The sequence below is a fragment of the Mesorhizobium sp. PAMC28654 genome (genome assembly GCF_020616515.1).
In the GTDB taxonomy this organism is placed as follows: Bacteria; Pseudomonadota; Alphaproteobacteria; order Rhizobiales; family Rhizobiaceae; genus Mesorhizobium.
In genome coordinates this window covers 3,618,826-3,635,522 of sequence record NZ_CP085135.1, presented here as the reverse complement: position 1 = coordinate 3,635,522, position 16,697 = coordinate 3,618,826, and the positions used below count along the sequence as shown (strand labels likewise).

Annotated in this window: 18 protein-coding genes; 8 read left to right on the top strand and 10 right to left on the bottom strand. The window is 61.9% G+C overall.

Annotation, left to right across the window (positions count from 1 at the left end; all coding sequences use genetic code 11):
* Window positions 1–37 precede the first annotated feature (37 nt).
* The gene (locus tag LGH82_RS17765; RefSeq protein ID WP_227343985.1) at window positions 38–1,531 is read right to left on the bottom strand and encodes an amidase; all 1,494 of its coding nucleotides are present in this window, start codon (window positions 1,529–1,531) and stop codon (window positions 38–40) included.
* A gap of 146 nt (window positions 1,532–1,677) precedes the next feature.
* Here LGH82_RS17765 and LGH82_RS17760 point away from each other — a divergent pair, with 146 nt between their 5' ends.
* The 4 genes from LGH82_RS17760 to msrB all read left to right on the top strand — a co-directional run bounded on the left by LGH82_RS17760 (window position 1,678) and on the right by msrB (window position 4,433).
* Window positions 1,678–2,217 (top strand): sigma-70 family RNA polymerase sigma factor, encoded by a 540-nt coding sequence (locus LGH82_RS17760; RefSeq protein WP_227349624.1) that lies wholly within the window; start codon window positions 1,678–1,680, stop codon window positions 2,215–2,217.
* Complete coding sequence (locus LGH82_RS17755) at window positions 2,214–2,936, top strand: anti-sigma factor domain-containing protein (protein ID WP_227349623.1); 723 nt, start codon at window positions 2,214–2,216, stop codon at window positions 2,934–2,936. The genes LGH82_RS17760 and LGH82_RS17755 overlap by 4 nt, the downstream gene beginning before the upstream one ends.
* A 225-nt stretch (window positions 2,937–3,161) precedes the next feature.
* Window positions 3,162–3,719, top strand: a complete 558-nt coding sequence (locus tag LGH82_RS17750) for a fasciclin domain-containing protein (protein WP_227343984.1) — start codon at window positions 3,162–3,164, stop codon at window positions 3,717–3,719.
* A 210-nt stretch (window positions 3,720–3,929) separates the two neighbouring features.
* The gene (msrB, locus tag LGH82_RS17745) at window positions 3,930–4,433 is read left to right on the top strand and encodes a peptide-methionine (R)-S-oxide reductase MsrB (protein ID WP_227343983.1); all 504 of its coding nucleotides are present in this window, start codon (window positions 3,930–3,932) and stop codon (window positions 4,431–4,433) included.
* Window positions 4,434–4,552: 119 nt separating this feature from the next.
* Here msrB and LGH82_RS17740 read toward each other — a convergent pair whose 3' ends face one another.
* Together LGH82_RS17740 and LGH82_RS17735 are read right to left on the bottom strand one after the other, a co-directional pair.
* A complete protein-coding gene (locus LGH82_RS17740) occupies window positions 4,553–6,109 on the bottom strand; it encodes a DHA2 family efflux MFS transporter permease subunit (RefSeq protein WP_227349622.1) in 1,557 nt (518 codons plus the stop codon).
* A 67-nt stretch (window positions 6,110–6,176) separates the two neighbouring features.
* Window positions 6,177–7,358, bottom strand: coding sequence for an HlyD family secretion protein (locus LGH82_RS17735; protein WP_227343982.1), 1,182 nt, complete (start codon window positions 7,356–7,358; stop codon window positions 6,177–6,179).
* Between the two features lie 123 nt (window positions 7,359–7,481).
* Here LGH82_RS17735 and LGH82_RS17730 point away from each other — a divergent pair, with 123 nt between their 5' ends.
* A complete protein-coding gene (locus LGH82_RS17730) occupies window positions 7,482–8,198 on the top strand; it encodes a TetR/AcrR family transcriptional regulator (protein ID WP_227343981.1) in 717 nt (238 codons plus the stop codon).
* Window positions 8,199–8,217: 19 nt separating this feature from the next.
* Here the strand turns inward: LGH82_RS17730 and yihA are convergent, their stop codons facing one another.
* The 3 genes from yihA to LGH82_RS17715 form a co-directional block, all read right to left on the bottom strand.
* Window positions 8,218–8,877 carry a ribosome biogenesis GTP-binding protein YihA/YsxC gene (yihA, locus tag LGH82_RS17725; protein ID WP_227343980.1) on the bottom strand — a complete coding sequence of 220 codons (660 nt, stop codon included), beginning with the start codon at window positions 8,875–8,877 and terminating at the stop codon, window positions 8,218–8,220.
* Complete coding sequence (locus tag LGH82_RS17720; protein ID WP_227349621.1) at window positions 8,874–9,512, bottom strand: CatB-related O-acetyltransferase; 639 nt, start codon at window positions 9,510–9,512, stop codon at window positions 8,874–8,876. Before LGH82_RS17720 ends, yihA begins: the two co-directional genes overlap by 4 nt.
* A gap of 120 nt (window positions 9,513–9,632) precedes the next feature.
* Entirely contained in the window at window positions 9,633–9,947 is a 315-nt protein-coding gene (locus LGH82_RS17715) for a hypothetical protein (protein ID WP_227343979.1), read from the bottom strand.
* Between the two features lie 176 nt (window positions 9,948–10,123).
* On the opposite strand from LGH82_RS17715, the gene LGH82_RS17710 reads away from it, so the two are divergent.
* The 3 genes from LGH82_RS17710 to LGH82_RS17700 are packed head-to-tail and all read left to right on the top strand — an operon-like array spanning window position 10,124 to window position 13,438.
* Window positions 10,124–10,588 (top strand): MarR family winged helix-turn-helix transcriptional regulator, encoded by a 465-nt coding sequence (locus LGH82_RS17710; protein WP_227343978.1) that lies wholly within the window; start codon window positions 10,124–10,126, stop codon window positions 10,586–10,588.
* Complete coding sequence (locus LGH82_RS17705) at window positions 10,581–11,894, top strand: HlyD family secretion protein (RefSeq protein ID WP_227343977.1); 1,314 nt, start codon at window positions 10,581–10,583, stop codon at window positions 11,892–11,894. Before LGH82_RS17710 ends, LGH82_RS17705 begins: the two co-directional genes overlap by 8 nt.
* The gene (locus tag LGH82_RS17700; RefSeq protein WP_227343976.1) at window positions 11,891–13,438 is read left to right on the top strand and encodes a DHA2 family efflux MFS transporter permease subunit; all 1,548 of its coding nucleotides are present in this window, start codon (window positions 11,891–11,893) and stop codon (window positions 13,436–13,438) included. The genes LGH82_RS17705 and LGH82_RS17700 overlap by 4 nt, the downstream gene beginning before the upstream one ends.
* 156 nt (window positions 13,439–13,594) lie before the next feature.
* Here LGH82_RS17700 and LGH82_RS17695 read toward each other — a convergent pair whose 3' ends face one another.
* From LGH82_RS17695 to rpmH, 4 genes are all read right to left on the bottom strand, one after another.
* Window positions 13,595–14,155 carry a fasciclin domain-containing protein gene (locus tag LGH82_RS17695; RefSeq protein ID WP_227343975.1) on the bottom strand — a complete coding sequence of 187 codons (561 nt, stop codon included), beginning with the start codon at window positions 14,153–14,155 and terminating at the stop codon, window positions 13,595–13,597.
* Between the two features lie 177 nt (window positions 14,156–14,332).
* Window positions 14,333–16,144, bottom strand: coding sequence for a membrane protein insertase YidC (yidC, locus tag LGH82_RS17690; RefSeq protein ID WP_227343974.1), 1,812 nt, complete (start codon window positions 16,142–16,144; stop codon window positions 14,333–14,335).
* 14 nt (window positions 16,145–16,158) lie between these two features.
* On the bottom strand, window positions 16,159–16,512 hold the full coding sequence (gene rnpA / locus LGH82_RS17685; RefSeq protein ID WP_227343973.1) for a ribonuclease P protein component: 354 nt from the start codon (window positions 16,510–16,512) through the stop codon (window positions 16,159–16,161).
* A gap of 17 nt (window positions 16,513–16,529) precedes the next feature.
* Window positions 16,530–16,664, bottom strand: coding sequence for a 50S ribosomal protein L34 (gene rpmH, locus LGH82_RS17680; protein ID WP_008833937.1), 135 nt, complete (start codon window positions 16,662–16,664; stop codon window positions 16,530–16,532).
* Between the last annotated feature and the right edge of the window lie 33 nt (window positions 16,665–16,697).

Here is a 16,697-nt window from a genome sequence, read left to right as displayed (position 1 = left end):
TGCTGTCATATTCCATGGCCTCACGACGACGTCATCATCAGGGCACCATCAGCGGCGCTCGACGCTTCAGCCAACCCGAGATCTTCTCCATCTGAGCGGCAAGCGACAAGAGCGTCTCCTCGTCGCCCGGCCGACCGGCGGCCTGGATGCCGAGCGGCAGGCCGGCATCGGTGACATGGACGGGCAATGCGATCGATGGCTGGCCGGAAACATTCTGGATCGCCGGCCAATGCGTGAACCACAGGCTCTTGTCCATCAGTTGCCCGAACAATGGCTTGATCTTCAGCAAGGGCGTGAGGTGGAGTTTGTCGAGCGCGTTCTCGATCAATTCGTCGGTGCCCTTTGGGTTCATGGCGCCGCAGGCAAGCGGCGGATGGGCAATGATCGGCATCAGCACGGCATCATATTGTGCGGTCTCGGAGATCAGCCGGCGAGCGGTGGAGTGCAGCCTTTGTAAGCCGGCATAGATCTCCCCGGCGGTCAGCATTTCGCCCAGCCGGCCGAGCACGCGCGTGGCGCGTTCGACGTCGCCGGAGACGGCTCGGCCGACGCGCTCGGCTTCGCCCCGCAGGGCGCCTGCGACCGCGGACGCGACCGTCCTGGCGAAGTCGGCGATGAAGTCACGACCGACATAGGGCAGGTCGATCTCTTCCACGCTATGGCCGCCCTCGCGTGCCAACGCCACGGCCGTGTCCAGCGCTTTCAGCGTCTCGTCCGAGATTGGCAGGCCGAGCGGTGACTTCCTGTAGACGGCGAGCCTGAGCTTGCCGGGGTCGCGTGCGGCCGCCGCCGCGAAAGAGCCTTTCGGTGGCGGGGCGGCATAGGGCGACAACGGATCGGGGCCGTGGGTCAGGTCGAGCAGCAATGCACAATCGCGTACCGAGCGGGTGACGGCGTGGTCGGCCACCATGCCGTACCAGCTCTCGGTGACCAGCGGCGTCAGCGGCACGCGGCCGCGCGAGGTTTTCAGCCCGACCAGTCCGGTGCAGGCGGACGGAACCCGGATCGAGCCGCCGCCATCCGAGGCATGCGCCACTGGCACGACGCCGGCCGCGACAAGTGCTGCGGCCCCGCCGGACGAGCCGCCGGTGGTGTGGCCGGTGTTCCACGGGTTGCGGGTGACGCCGAAGGCGGCGGATTCCGTCATCAGCCGCAACCCGTGTTCGGGCGTGGTGCTGGTGGCGATCGGGATGAGGCCGGCGGCGAGATAGCGTTCGGCCATCACCGAGTTGAAATCGGCCGTGAAAGCCGGAATGCGGCTGCCGCCGTGCACCGGCACGCCTTTCATGACGATGCCGAGGTCCTTTATCGCGAAAGGAACGCCGGCAAGCGGCAGCTCGCGGTCGACGGTTTGCGCGCGGGCCCGCGCCGCGTCGTACAGCGGCTCCGCGATTGCATTGATTTCAGGCCGGGTGGCCTCGGCGCGTGCGATCGCTGCTTCGATCAGCTCTACCGGTGAAATCTCGCCCTTGCGGACCAGGTCGGCCAAGCCGGTTGCGTCTTGTTCCCAAAGGACACGTTCAACCGACATGTTCGCTCTCCTGCTATGGGCACGCTAGCCGGTGGCGATTTCCTTTTCAATCGAAGCAGATACCATGCGGTCGACGCCGGGAACTTTAGGTGCACAAGGATGTTTCCGTCGTTGCAAATACATCGCAATTGCCTAATTTGGCTCATATGACGCCGCAGGACATCACCAAGCTGATCGTCCGGACTTCAATGAAGGACCGGGCCGCGTTCGATCTGCTCTACCGGCAGACCAGCGCGAAACTTTTCGGCGTTTGCCTACGTGTATTGAATGACCGGGGAGATGCGGAAGAAGCGCTTCAAGAGGTCTTCGTCAAGATTTGGACGAAGGCCGACCGTTTTGCTGTTTCCGATCTGAGCCCGATTTCCTGGCTGGTGGCGATCGCCCGCAATCACGCGATCGATCGCATCAGGGCGCGGCGCAAGCCCGCCGCCGATATCGATGCCGCGCTCGACGTGGCCGATCCGGCGCCTGGACCGGAAGCAATGGTGGTCGCGGGCGGTGAATCCGAGCGTATCTATCATTGCCTGGATGAACTGGAGCAGGACCGGGCGGCGGCAGTCCGGGGCGCCTATCTCAAGGGCGAAAGCTATGCCGAACTGGCGGAGCGGCACAACGTACCGCTGAACACGATGCGTACCTGGCTGCGCCGCAGCCTGCTTAAACTGAGAGAATGTCTGGAAAGATGACGCTGGAACAGGACAACGGACCGGAACATGGAGGCGACGACCTGCTTGCCGCCGAATATGTTCTTGGCGTCCTGCCGGCCGATGAGCGCCAGATTGCTTCCCGTCGCATCGATACCGAGGCTGTGTTCGCGCGGATGGTGGATGGCTGGGAGGTGCACCTCTCGCCGATGGGCTCGGCCTATCCTGAAATCGAGCCGCCAGCCTTGGTGAAGCCGGCGATCGATCGCCGGCTCTTCACGTCGGCGGCAGCCGCGCCGGCGCGGCCTTCCTTGAGCATCTGGTCCAGCCTTGCCTTCTGGCGCGGCCTTGCCGCCGTGGCGGTGGCGGCCCTGGCGATCTATGTCGCGGTGCCCTACATCAACCCGCCGGCGCCGCTGCCGCAGGCACGCCTGGTCGCCTCGCTCGCCGCCGACGGTAGCGATGTCAAATATCTCGCCGTTTACGATCCCACCCATCATGAAGTCGGGCTCTCGCACGTTTCGGGTGAGCGTGCTTCCGGCAAGGACTTCGAGCTGTGGATGATCGAGGGCAAGAACCCACCTGTTTCGATGGGCGTCATTCCCGTCGGTTCAACGGCGCATATCGTCGTTTCGCCCGCCGCCCAGCAAAAGCTCGCACAAGGCGCCGTGTTGGCGGTCAGCCTCGAGCCCGCCGGCGGTTCGCCGACAGGCAAGCCGACCGGACCGGTGGTCGCGGCCGGTGATCTGAAGAGCATCTGACCGGGCTCCTCGCGTCGCCAAAATCAAAAACGAAAGACTTGAAGTCTATCTGTGGCTGCATGTGCCCAGGATCGCATGCGTTCCGGAAAATATTTGAGCGATGAAAATCTCTTTTGCGGCGCAGATAAAATAAAAAAATCCTAATATTCTGAAACTCACGCATTTGTGTTCCGTATCTCCTCGCGTCCAAGAATGGGAAGAGAAAACCCCGAGGAGTTTGACACCATGCGTAAATTCGCCACCCTTTTGCTTGCCGGCACGATCGCCGTTTCCGCTCTCGCGACCGCGGCCTACGCCGAGAACCCGATGGTCGGCGGCGCCGCCATGTATGCCAACAAGAACATCGTCGAGAACGCCGTCAATTCGAAGGACCACACCACGCTCGTCGCCGCCGTCAAGGCCGCCGGCCTGGTCGACACGCTTCAGGGCGCTGGCCCCTTCACCGTCTTTGCGCCGACCAATGAAGCCTTTGCAGCACTTCCGGCCGGCACGGTCGACACGCTGCTGAAGCCGGAGAACAAGGACAAGCTGGTCAAGATCCTCACCTGTCATGTCGTCGCCGCCAAGGCGATGTCGGCCGACGTGATGAAGATGGTCAAGGACGATGGTGGCGCCCACAAGGTCAAGACCGTTGGCGGCTGCGAACTGACGCTGAAGGACACCGGCGGCAAGGTCACCGTAACCGACGAGAACGGCAATGTCGCCAACGTGACCATTGCCGATGTCGAACAGTCGAATGGCGTCATCCACGTGATCGACAAGGTTCTCTTGCCGAAGATGTAACAAACGGTGCGTTGCCGACGAAGATGTCGGTAACGGCTCCCTGTTGATTGCACGGCTCTTGCTCCCGTGACCGCGCAATCGCCCCGCACTCCGCGCCGTCCATGCAAAACATGGAATAGGCGCGGAGTGTCGCTTTCAGGGGCCTGTCACCGGCTTTTGATTTCCGTGTGACGGCATAATTTGGCAAAGGACAACAGAAGGAATTGTGTCATGAACCGTCGTGACTTTCTTTTGAGCGGTGCCGCGACCGCCGCATTGCTGGTCAGCACCGCGGTGCTTATGCGCATGGGTGGACCGCAGGATGCCCGCGCCGCGGAAACCTTCGAGATCACCAAGACCGACGCCGAATGGAAAGCCATCCTCTCTCCCGCCGCCTTTGACGTGCTGCGCAAGGAAGGCACCGAGTATCCCGGCACCAGCCCGCTGCTCAACGAACATCGCAAGGGCATTTTTGCTTGCGCCGGCTGCGACCTGCCCGTCTATTCGTCCGAGACGAAGTTCGATTCCGGCACTGGTTGGCCGAGCTTCTGGCAAGAGATTCCCAATGGCATAGCCAAGACGGAAGATAGGTCGCTTGGCATGACGCGCACCGAAGTCCACTGCCGCCGTTGCGGCGGCCATCTCGGTCATGTCTTCGACGACGGTCCCCCACCGACCGGCCTGCGCCACTGCATCAACGGCGTGGCATTGACTTTCAAGCCTGCCACGGCCTGACAGACCTCTACCGCGATACAAAAAACTCCGGGCCTGCGGCCCGGAGTTTTTGCGTGATCAGAGCTTTGCGGGCTTGGACTGGAGGAGCATCCCGAAAACCGCTGCGCACATTCTGGAAATCAGTGGCCGCCGCCACCACCGCCCGCCGGCGCCGCCGGCTTGCGGATGACCATGGTGAAGAATGCCATCGTCGCGAACAGCACAGTCAACATGTAGAAAACGTCCATGAACGACAGCAGCGCCGCCTGCTGCTGGACCATGCCAGACAGTTTGGAGATCGCAGCCTTGGAGGCGTCCAGTCCGGTCGTCTGCTCGAAATCGAGCGTCATGTTCTGCAGCTTGGTCTGCGCGGCCGCGCTTCCCCATTGCACGTGCTCGGAGAGCCTCGCGTAGTGGAAGGCATTGCGGTCGATAAGCACCGTATTGATGATCGCGAGGCCGACGGCGCCGCCGAGATTGCGGGTCAGGTTGAACAGGCCCGACGCGTTCTTCAGCCGTTCGGGCGGCAAGGTGCCAAGCGCGATGTTGTTGATCGGCACCATGCACAGCATCATCGAGCAGCCGCGCAGGATTTGCGGTATCAGCAGTTCATAGAAGTCCCAGTCGGCGGTGAGATGTGTCATCCACCAGGTTCCCAGGGCGAAGCCGAACAGGCCGATCATCATCATCACGCGCAGGTCCATCTTGCGCGACAGGATGCCGGAAATAGGCGCGGTGACGAACATGGCCAGACCACTGACGAACAGCGCCTCGCCGATCATCAGGGAATCATAGCCGCGGATACGCCCGAGGAACACCGGGTAGAGGTAGGTCAGGCCGTAGAGGCCGATGCCGATGACAAAGGAGAACAGCGAACCGAAGGCGAAGTTGATGTTGGTGAAGGCTTTCAGGTCGACGATCGGCTCCTCGGCGGTGAAAGCGCGCCAGAAGAACACCACCGCTCCGACAGTCATCAGGATGGCGCAGATGAAGACACCCTGATCCTGCAGCCAGTCATTGTTCGGACCTTCCTCGAGCACATATTCCAGCGAACCAAGGAAGGCTGCCATGCCGGCGAGGCCCCACCAGTCGAACTTGCTGAAAAGCTTCAGATTGGGCTTGTCGAAGTCGATCAGTGTCCATGTCGCGATCGTAACCATGATGCCAGGCACGACATTGATGAGGAACAGCCAGTGCCAGGACATTGCGTGGCTGATATAGCCGCCGACGGTCGGTCCGATAGTCGGCGCCAGCGTTGCCACGAGGCCGATCATCGGCGAGACCATGGCGCGACGCGACGGCGGAAAGATGGTGAATGCCGCGGCGAAGACGCTTGGAATCATGCCGCCGCCGATGAAGCCCTGGAGGGCGCGGTAGACGATCATCTGGTCGATGTTGGTGGCGGTCGCGGCGAGCGCGCTCGCCGCGGTGAAGCCCGCCGCCGAAGCAGCAAACAGCACGCGCGTCGACAGCATCCGGCTGAGGAAGCCGGACAGCGGGATCATGATGACCTCGGCGATCAGATAGGCGGTCTGCACCCACGGGATCTCATCGGAACTGGCGCTGAGGCCGGCCTGGATCTCGGCAAGGGAAGCCGAGACGATCTGGATGTCCAGGATCGCCATGAACATGCCGAACACCATCGCCAGGAAGGCGATGAGGCGTCGTGTCGAGATGGTGTCAGGAACGGCCGACATCGCCGGCGGGGGCGCCGATCCTGCTGTAAGGGTTGCCGTTGCCATGGCCTTGCTCCCGGGAGATCGCTCAGTTCGACGCGGCGGGCGCGGTGCGGCTGTCGACGGCGACGATGACGCTCAGGCCCGCGCGCAGCCTGCCCGTCTTCAGCACGTCGGCCGGCACATCGATGCGGACCGGCACGCGCTGCACCACCTTGGTGAAATTGCCGGTGGCGTTTTCTGGCGGCAGCAACGAGAACACCGCGCCGGAGGCCGGAGCCAGGGACGACACGGTTCCCTCAAAGGACTGGCCGTCGATCGCATCGACGGAAACCCGGACCTTTTCGCCGGGCACCAGCTTGGCAAGCTGCGTCTCCTTGAAGTTGGCGACGATGTAGAGCTTGTCCATCGGCACGATGACTGCGAGCTTCTGGCCGGGGCTGACGAGGTCGCCCTGCTCGACGGAACGATTGCCGACGACGCCGTCATAGGGCGCCTTGAGAACGGTGAAGGAAAGGTCGCGCGCGGCCTTGTCCTTGCTGAGCTGCAGCGACGCCAGCGTGCTTGCCGATTCCGCGCGCTGCGCCTGGAGCACGCCGATATTGGCTTGCGCCGTGGCGATCTGGGCGTCGGCCCCGGCAAGAGCGGCATTGGCCTGGTCCAGCGCTGTCTGGGCGTCGTCCAGTTGCGCCTGCGTGCCGACATGCGTCTTGAGCAGCTGCGCGGCGCGTTGCTGGCCGCGGGCGGCATTGTCGGCCGCGGCCTGGTCGGCGACCTTTTGCGCCTGCGCCTGCTTCAGCGACGCGCGCGCGGCCTCGGTCTGTGCGTCGATGCGGTCGAGCGTCTTGCTCAGCGTGGCGATCTGGGCCTCGGCCTGGGCAACCGCGATCTTGTAGTCTCCGTCATCGACCACAAGCAGCGGGTCGCCGGCCTTGACCTGCTGGTTGTCGATCACCTTGACCTGATCGACATAGCCGGAAATCTTTGGCGAGATAAACGCCATGTCGGCCTGGACATAGGCGTCATCCGTTGAAATCATGAAGCGTCCGTCGACCCAGTAATTATAGCCGTACCAGGCGCCGCCACCAAGCAGCCCAAGCGCGATGATGGGCAGCAGGAAGGAGCGTGCCGAACGCTTCTTCTTGGCCGGTGCCTCGGCCGCAGGCGCGGTTACGGGCTCGATTGGAGCACTCGGAGCTTCGATCGCGGGGGCGACCTTGGCGTTTGGGAACGGACGGACCTCGGCGGTGGCTGGCGTGTTCGAAGACATGAGGATCTCTCTATAGCGGACTGAACCGTTCGGTTCGAATTGGACATTGACTTAGCGCGTAAAGAGGCCCATATCAAGGGCAATCGAACCGGTTGGTTCGAATTATTTTCGAGGTGTGACCTTATGGGCCCAACATTACCGAATGCTGACAACGACCAGTGTGATTTGCTGGAAAGTCTTCCTCGCGGCCGCCCGGCAGCGGGACAGGATCCAGTAAAGCGCGGCCAGATCATCGAAGGCGCGCGCCGTGTTTTCATAGACAAGGGCTTCGAAGCGGCGTCGATGAACGACATCACCCGCGAAGCCGGCGTTTCCAAGGGCACCATCTATGTCTACTTCGCCAACAAGGAAGAGCTGTTCGAGGCGCTGATCGAGGAAGAGCGCAGCACGATCTTCAAGAACATGTATGATGTTCTCGACCAGATCGGCGATCTTCGGGCGACGCTGGTGAAGTTCGGCAAGGTGCTTTCGGCCAAGATCACTTCAGCAAAGGTCATCCAGGCGCAACGCACCGTCGTCGGCGCGGCGGACCGAATTCCGGAACTTGGCACGCGCTTCTACGAGCGCGGTCCAAAGCGTGGACACGACCGGATCGTGATCTTTCTCAACGTTGCCGTTGAGCGCGGCCTGCTGAAGATAGCCGATGTCGAGCTGGCCGGGTATCAGTTCACGGAACTCTGCCTGGCCGGTCTTTTTCGCCAGTGCATCTTTGGCTATCGCACCAAGGCGCCGAGCGCGGCCGAGATCGAGCATATCGTCAGTTCGGGTGTCGATATGTTCCTGAAGTTCTATGGCACCGAGCAGCTTGCGGCGGAAGAAAGCGCGGCAAAGTCAGTCTGACAGATGGGCGTTGGCGGGCTTATCCGCCGTTGGCCGCCAGCACGATGGCAGCCTGGAGTTCCTCAAGACCCTCGGCTTTCTCCGATGAGGTGGCGAGAACGAACGGGAACGCCGCCGGCCGTCGCTTGATCTTCAGAAGCGTTTCCTCGATCAGCCTCGGTACGCCCGCGGCCTTGATCTTGTCGGTCTTGGTCAGCACGATCTGGTAGGACACCGCCGCCTTGTCGAGCAGCGACAGCACCTCGTCATCCTTGGCCTTGATGCCATGGCGGGCATCGATCAGCACATAGACGCGTTTTAGCGTGACGCGGCCCTTGAGATAGTCGAAGACCAGCTTCGTCCACTCGTCGACCTTTTCCTTCGGCGCGGTCGCATAGCCGTAGCCGGGCATGTCGACGAGCGCCAGGGGTGGCAGATCCGCGCCTTCGCCCGAAAATCCATCCGGTACGAAATAGTTGAGCTCCTGCGTCCGCCCCGGCGTGTTGGAGGTGCGCGCCAGTCCCTTCTGGTTGACCAGCGCGTTGATCAGCGACGACTTGCCGACATTCGAGCGGCCGGCAAAGGCGATTTCCGGGGGGCCTTCCGGCGGCAGGAACTTCATCGCCGGCACGCCGCGGATGAATATCCACCCACGCGTAAACAGTTCGATGCCGATCGTGGTTGGGTTCAAAGCGTTCAAACCGCTGCCTCCAGAAGAGAGATGTTGGCGCCACGAATGGCATTGAGGTTACGGCTGATCTTGTCCACCGGCCAGTCCCACCAGGCCACCGCCAGCAGCCGGTCGATGGTCCGCTCGTCGAAACGCATCTTCACCACTTTGGCCGCATTGCCGGCGACGATCGAAAAGGCCGGTACGTTATGCGTCACCACCGACTTTGCCGCAATGATGGCGCCGTCACCGATGCTGATGCCGGGCAGGACCACCGCCTCCATGCCGATCCATACATCATTGCCGATGACCGTGTCGCCGCGCACTTCCTTAGACCACGTCGCCGGATCGAAGCCCTCTTCCCAACCGTGCCCGAATATATTGAACGGATAGGTCGAAAAGCCGGACATCGCATGATTGGCGCCGTTCATGATGAACCGCGCCCCCTCCGCGATCGCGCAGAACCTGCCGATGATCAGCCTGTCGCCAATGAACGGATAGTGGTGCAGCACACACTTCTCGGCGAATTTGTCCGGCCCGTCCGGATCATCGTAATAGGTGAAGTCACCGATCTCGATGTTCGGCGAAGTGACGAGCGGCTTCAGGAAGCCGACACGTGTATGCAGAGGCACCGGATGTTTGATCGCCGGGTTGGGTCCGTTCATGTCGAGGTCCGTCGAAAATTTGCGGGCAGGCACCGCGAAGCCGAAATTCGCTTGCATTCAAAATAGCGTGATCAGCCTATAGCACCAATCCGCTGACGAGCTAGCCTTCCGCGCTTCCGCTCAATTGGCATCCCTGCAGATCACGATCGGATCGGACAGCGCGCTGTCGAAGCCACTGCCCTGGTAGATTGTGACGTTCGCGGCCCCTGGCGGCAACATGAAGGTGCCTTCAACGATTTTCTGGTCACCAGCAGTAGTGTGCAAGGCCCAGCTAAAGGTGCAGAACTGGTTTGGCGCCTTGGGATCGACGTGGCTGCAGTTCAATTGCGCCCCACCCAGCATGGCGGCGCCGCCGCAGCTGGCCGCGCTCTTCGCGACCGCGAAGCTCGGGTATCCCGCCAGGATCACCATGGTCGCGATCTTGAGCCAATTCATCATCATGTCCTCGCCGGAAATCCGACATTACCGGAACTTTTGTTGCACCGCAGCACGTGCGACATTTTTTACCAAACGGCTTAATCCGTCTTGTGCGCGGCGTCCAGCAGGATTATAAGCATAGGTGATAATAAGCATGCCTACTAAAAGTCGCGCCAACAACCCCGACACTCCCCATGGCATCTTCACCCAACATCAGCTTCGTGCTGCACGATGTCGCGCGTCTGCTCAGAAAGCGGTTTGAGCAGCGTTCCCGGACCTTGGGACTGACCCGGACCCAATGGCAGGTCCTGGCCTATCTGTCCCGCAACGAAGGCATCCACCAGACCAGGCTGGCCGACCTCGTCGAGACCATGCCGATCACGCTTGCCCGGCTGCTCGACAAGATGGAAGCCAAGGGTCTGATTGAACGGCGACCCAATCCCGCCGACCGCAGGGCATGGCTGCTCTACCTCACCCCCGAGGCGCATCCGCTGCTCGAAATCATGCGCGACAACGGCCAGAAGACTCGTGACGAGGCCTTTGCCGGCCTTTCCGATGATGAGCAGCAACACCTGCTGCAAACCCTTTGCCTGATGAAATCCAATCTGCTCGAGGCTTGCGTCCAGCCAGTCGTCGACCGGGAGAAAGTACATGACTGATTCAACCTCACCCAAGAAATATGAAGAGGAACCGGTCGGGGATGCGCCGTCCGCGGCTCGCAGCAGCGATCAGGTGATACGGCTGGCTAGCGAGCGCGGACAGAGAAAGGCCAGCACCGTCGTCGAAGACGACGAACTGGAAGCGCCTGTTGCATTGGAGCCGGCGGCGCTGGAGGCTCCGTCCACGCAACCTCCGCCCACGCAGCCCCAGCAAGCACCAGTTGCCGTTGCACCGCAGGTCCCGGTCAAGCCCAGGCGCAGCCTGAGGCGACCGCTCCTTTTTGCCCTGCTTCCGGTCGCGCTGGTCGTCGGCGGCTATTATTATGTCACCGGCGGCCAGGTGATGACGACCGACAATGCCTATATCCAGGCCCAGTCGCTCGGCGTTTCCACCGATGTCTCAGGCACCGTCTCTGAAATCAACGTGCATGACAACCAGGTGGTGAAGAAGGGCGACGTGCTTTTCCGCCTGAGGCCGGCCTCTTTCGAAACCGCTCTCGCCGCTGCCCAGGCCCAGCTCGGGACGGTGCGCAACCAGGTGCTGACCTTGCAGGCGAGTTACCAGCAGTCGCAGGCACAGATCGATCAGGCGCAGGCTGACATTCCTTATTATGAAGCCGCCTTCGCCCGCCAGCAGGATCTTCTCAAGACGTCCACGGCCTCCAAGGCGACCTTCGACAGCGCCCAGCACGACCTCGTTGCCGCCCGCCAGAAAGTATCCGTTGCCAAGGCGCAGGCACAGGCCATGCTTGCCCAGCTGGGTGACGCCAGCCAGCCCATAGAGAAGAACCCCTTCTATCTCCAGGCACAGTCGGCCGTGGACGACGCCCAGCGCAACCTCAACGATTCGATCGTCAAGGCGCCGTTCGATGGCATCGTCACCAATGTCGACGCGCTTCAGGTCGGCAAGTATCTGCCGGCGTCGCAGCCCGCCTTCAGCCTGGTGTCGGCGACCGACCTGTGGATCTCGGCCGAGCCGAAGGAAACCGAACTGACCTATGTGCGGCCGGGCCAGACGGCGACCATCAGCGTCGACACCTATCCGGGCACCGTCTGGCATGGCACGGTCGCCAGCATCAGCCCGGCTTCCTCGTCGAGCTTCTCGCTGCTTCCCGCGCAGAACACCACCGGCAACTGGGTCAAGGTCGTGCAGCGCATTCCCATGCGCGTGACCGTCGATGATACCCAGGACAAGCCGCCGCTCAGAGGCGGAATGAGCGTCGTCGTGGGCATCGATACCGGCCATGCGCGCGGCCTGCCCGACTTCGTGACCGATCTTATGAAAAGGCTCGGGATAGCATCATGACCAGCGCGTCCGCGACAGGTGGCACATCGGTGGTCGCCAATCGTGGCGCCATCACCGCCTGCGTCATCCTGGCCGTCATCATGCAGGCGCTGGACACGACCATCGCCAATGTCGCGCTGCCCTATATCCAGGGCAGCGTGTCAGCGAGCGCCGACCAGATCAACTGGGTGCTGACGTCCTACATCGTCGCGGCGGCGGTCATGACGCCGCCTTCGGGCTACCTTGCCAATCGGTTCGGCCGCAAGCGCATCCTGCTGACGTCCATCACCGGCTTCGTCGTCGCCTCGGTGCTTTGCGGCTTCGCGCAGTCGCTGCCGCAGATCGTCGCTTTCCGTCTGCTGCAGGGCCTGTTTGGCGCTGCTCTCGTGCCGCTGTCACAGAGCATCCTCTTGGATATCTACAGCGTCGAAGAACGCGGCTCGGCCATGGCGCTGTTCGGCGTCTCCGTCATGGTCGGACCGGTGCTCGGGCCGGTCATAGGCGGCTGGCTGACCGAGAATGTCAGCTGGCGCTGGGTCTTCTACATCAACGTCCCGATCGGCGCCCTGGCGTTCGCGGGCGTGTGGATGTTCGTCCAAGAGACGAAGGTGGACATCAGGGCAAGGCTCGACTGGCTGGGATTCAGCATGCTCAGCATCACCATCGCGGCCCTGCAGATGTTTCTCGATCGCGGCGAGCAGCTCAACTGGTTCTCGTCATCCGAGATCATCATCGAGGCGCTGGTCTGCGCATCGGCCTTCTACATCTTTCTCGTCCACACCTTCACCGCCCGCAACACCTTCGTTAATCCGAGGCTTTTCCTCGACCGGAATTTCGCGGTCGGGATGATCTTCATTTTCATCATCGGCATCACCTACCTGGCCTCACTGGCCTTGATGACGCCCTATCTGCAGACGCTGATGGGCTATCCTGTCGTCACCGCCGGCATCGTCATGGGTCCACGTGGACTTGGCACCATGGCGTGCATGTTCCTGGTCGGCAGGCTGATCGGCAAGGTGGACACGCGCTGGCTGCTATTGACCGGCCTGCTGATCACCGCCTGGGCCATGTACGACATGACCGGTTGGACTCCCGACGTCTCGCAATGGACGATCATCAGCACCGGCTTTGTCCAGGGTGCCGGGCTCGGCTTCCTGTTCGTTCCGCTCACGACCATCACCTTCGCCACGCTGCCTCCGGAGCGGCGTTCTGAAGGAACAGGACTGTACAATCTGTCGCGAAACATCGGCTCCAGCGTCGGCATATCGGTGGTCACCGCGCTGCTGACGCAAAACGTGCAGATCAACCATGCCAACATCGCCACTTACGTGACGCCCTACAATCAGGCGTTCGGCAATCCGGCGATCTTCCAGGCGATGAACCCCTATACCGCGGCGGGTCGCGCCGCGCTCGACGGCGCGGTCACGCTGCAGGCGACGATCATCAGCTATATGAACGATTTCAAACTGATGATGATCCTGTCGCTGGCTGCGGTTCCCCTGGTTCTGCTGCTGCGCAAGTCGGCCACGCCGGCCAAGGTCGACCACAGCGCCGTCATGGAATGATGGAGCGGCGGCGGTCCGCGGGCACAAAAACCGGGGCTCCGCAGTTTATTCGGAACCCCGGTCGTTGCCGAGACGGCTCCCCCAATTGTTGCCTCTCTCGAGGCTGGGTAGGCAGACCCCGGAGGCAGAGGGGCGCTTTCCCTTGTGTTGGAACCGTTACTTCGGCAACAGCACCTTGTTGACGACATGGATGACGCCGTTCGACTGGTTGACGTCGGCGATCGTCACGCGGGCTTCGCCGCCGGAATCATCCACGATGTAGAGCTTGCCGCTCTTGACCTCGGCGGTCAGCGTATCGCCGCTCACGGTCTTCATCTCATACTTGCCGCCCATCGCCTTGGCCTTCTTCATCATTTCGGCGCCCGAAATCTTGCCGGAAACGACATGCGCGGTCAGGATCTTGGTGAGCTTGCCTTTGTTCTCAGGCTTCAACAGCGTGTCGACCGTGCCCTTGGGCAGCGCGGCAAACGCCTCGTTGGTCGGGGCGAAGACGGTGAATGGGCCGGCGCCCTGCAGCGTGTCGACAAGGCCGGCGGCCTTGACCGCGGCGACCAGCGTCGTGTGATCCTTGGAATTGACGGCGTTCTGGATGATGTTCTTGTTGGCATACATTGCCGCACCGCCGACCATCGGGTCCTTGGCATAGGCGGGGGCGAGCATCGTGGCGCTGGCGATGAATGCCGAAAACGCGATGGTTCTGAATGACTGGAAACGCATGACTTCCTCCGTGCAACGGCTCGCCGAAATTGGCGGCCCTGGAATTTTGCTACGGAAGCAGTCACGGGGTGCGGGCGGGCAAAGTTTCACGGCTTGTCGGAAACATCGGCCGCCATGGCAACAAAAAAGCCCCGGGCGGACCGGGGCTTTTATCGTTCTGTATTATCGGAGCGCGGTCTATTCAGCCGGCGACGTTTTCTTTCGGAACAGCGCGATCAGATTGTCCCACAACTCGATCTTGGCGCCCTGGCGCTTCATGATCACGCCCTGCTGCAGGATCGACAGCGTGTTGTTCCAGGCCCAGTAGATGACGAGACCCGCCGGGAAACCGGCCATCATGAAGGTGAAGATCACCGGCATCCAGGTGAAGATCGCGGCTTGCGTCGGGTCCGGCGGCGTCGGGTTCATGCGCATCTGCAGGAACATGGTGACGCCCATGATCAACGGCCAGACGCCGATCATCAGCATGTGCGGCAGGGTGATCGGAACGAGGCCGAACAGATTGAAGATCGAGGTCGGATCGGGCGCCGCCAGATCTTGGATCCAGCCGAAGAACGGCGCGTGCCGCATCTCGATGGTGATGTAGAGCACCTTGTAGAGCGAGAAGAAGACCGGGATCTGCAAGGCCACCGGCCAGCAGCCGGCGAGTGGGTTGATCTTCTCGGTCTTGTACAGCTCCATCATCGCCTGCTGCTGCTTCATCTTGTCATCCGCGTACTTCTCGCGGATTTCCAGCATCTTGGGCTGCACCTTCTTCATATTCGCCATCGACGCGTAGGACTTGTTGGCGAGCGGGAAGAAGATGGCCTTGACGATGACCGTCGTGGCCAGGATGGCGAGGCCGAAATTGCCCAGGAATTTGTAGAGCGTGTCGATCAGCCAGAACATCGGCTTGGTGATGAAGTGGAACCAGCCCCAGTCGATCAAGAGGTCGAACCGCTTGATGTGGCGGTCTTCGGCATAGGCGTTGATCTTGGCGACTTCCTTGGCGCCGGCGAAGACTTCGGTCTCGACGGTCGCGGACTGGCCGGCATCGACATTGATCGGGTCGGTCAGGAAGTCGGACTGGTAGCGATGGCGGCCGTCCTCGAAATAGGCGTAGCGCGGCTGGAACGGCTGCTTCTCGCTCGGCACCAGCGTCACCGCCCAGTATTTGTCGGTGATGCCCAGCCAGCCATCGGTCGACTTGCCGGGCGTCGCCTGCTTGTCCTTCTCGATGGACGCGTATTTGTGCTCCTGAAGGCCCTCGGTGCCGGTGAAGCCGATCAGGCCCTCATGCAGCACATAGGTACTGGCCACGGCCGGCTTGTCGTAGCGGGTGACGCGGCCATAGTTGAACAGCGAAACAGCGCTGCTTCCGGAGTTCTGCACCGTATCCGAGACCGTGAACATGTAGTTGCTGTCGACGGAGAAGGTGCGCTTGAAAGTCAGGCCCTTGTCGTTGGTGTAGGTGAGCGTCACCGGCGTCGAAGGGGTCAGCGTCGGATTGCCGTCGACGCTCCACACCGTCTCCGAGCCCGGCACCGCACCGGTCTTGTCGTTGCCGACGAAGCCGATCTCGGCGAAATAGCCGGTGGGCAATGCCTGCGGGTTCAGCAGCGAGATCTCGGGCGAATTCTTGTCGACGGTTTCGGTGTAGTGCTTGAGTTTGAGGTCATCAAGACGCGCGCCGGTCAGGTTGATCGAGCCCTCCAGGCTCGGCGTGTCGATCTTGACGCGCTTTGAAGCCGTCAGTGCCTGGTCGCGGCTGGCCGCTGTAACGGCTTCGCCGCCAGATGTGTTTGGTATGGTGCCTTGCGGCGTCGGCGCCCCGGAAGCGCCTGGATTGGCGCCGCCAGCCGCCTTCTTCTGCTCCTCCAAGCGCTGCTGCTCGACTTTGGCGGCCTCGCGCTGCGTCTGCACGCGCGGGTTCATGTAGAACACCTGCCACAGAGTGAGGATCAGCACCGACAGCGCGATGGTGATGAAGAAGTTACGGTTGTTTTCCATCGAGAGCCCTTGGCCTATCGTGTTCCGCGAATTCGGCGGGAGAGTTCGGCCTTCAACTGGCCGAAGTGGGCGGAGAGCGCATCTTCGCGCCCGACGATGACATAATCATTGCCGGGCACCATGTCATCTGCGGCATGGACGCGTACGGCTTCCCTGAGCCGCCGCCGGATGCGGTTGCGGACGACAGCGTTGCCCACCTTCTTGGTGACAGTGTAACCGACGCGCGGCGCCTCGCGGTCGCTGCGGTCGAGAACCTCGACGAGGAAAAGCCGCCCGCGCCGCTTTTCACCACGACGGACGGCCAGGAATTCCGCGCGTTTCAGAAGCCGCTTGGGATTTGGCCCCACTGGCTTGCCGGTTGCGGACAACGATTTTGTCTTCCGCTTTAGGCGCTGAGCCGCTTGCGGCCGCGATTGCGGCGAGCTGCGACGACGCCACGACCACCCTTGGTGGCCATGCGGGCACGGAAACCGTGCCGGCGTTTGCGGACGAGTTTGGACGGTTGGTAGGTACGCTTCATTTCTTTTAATACCGCGGGGTGCGGCCCTTCTTG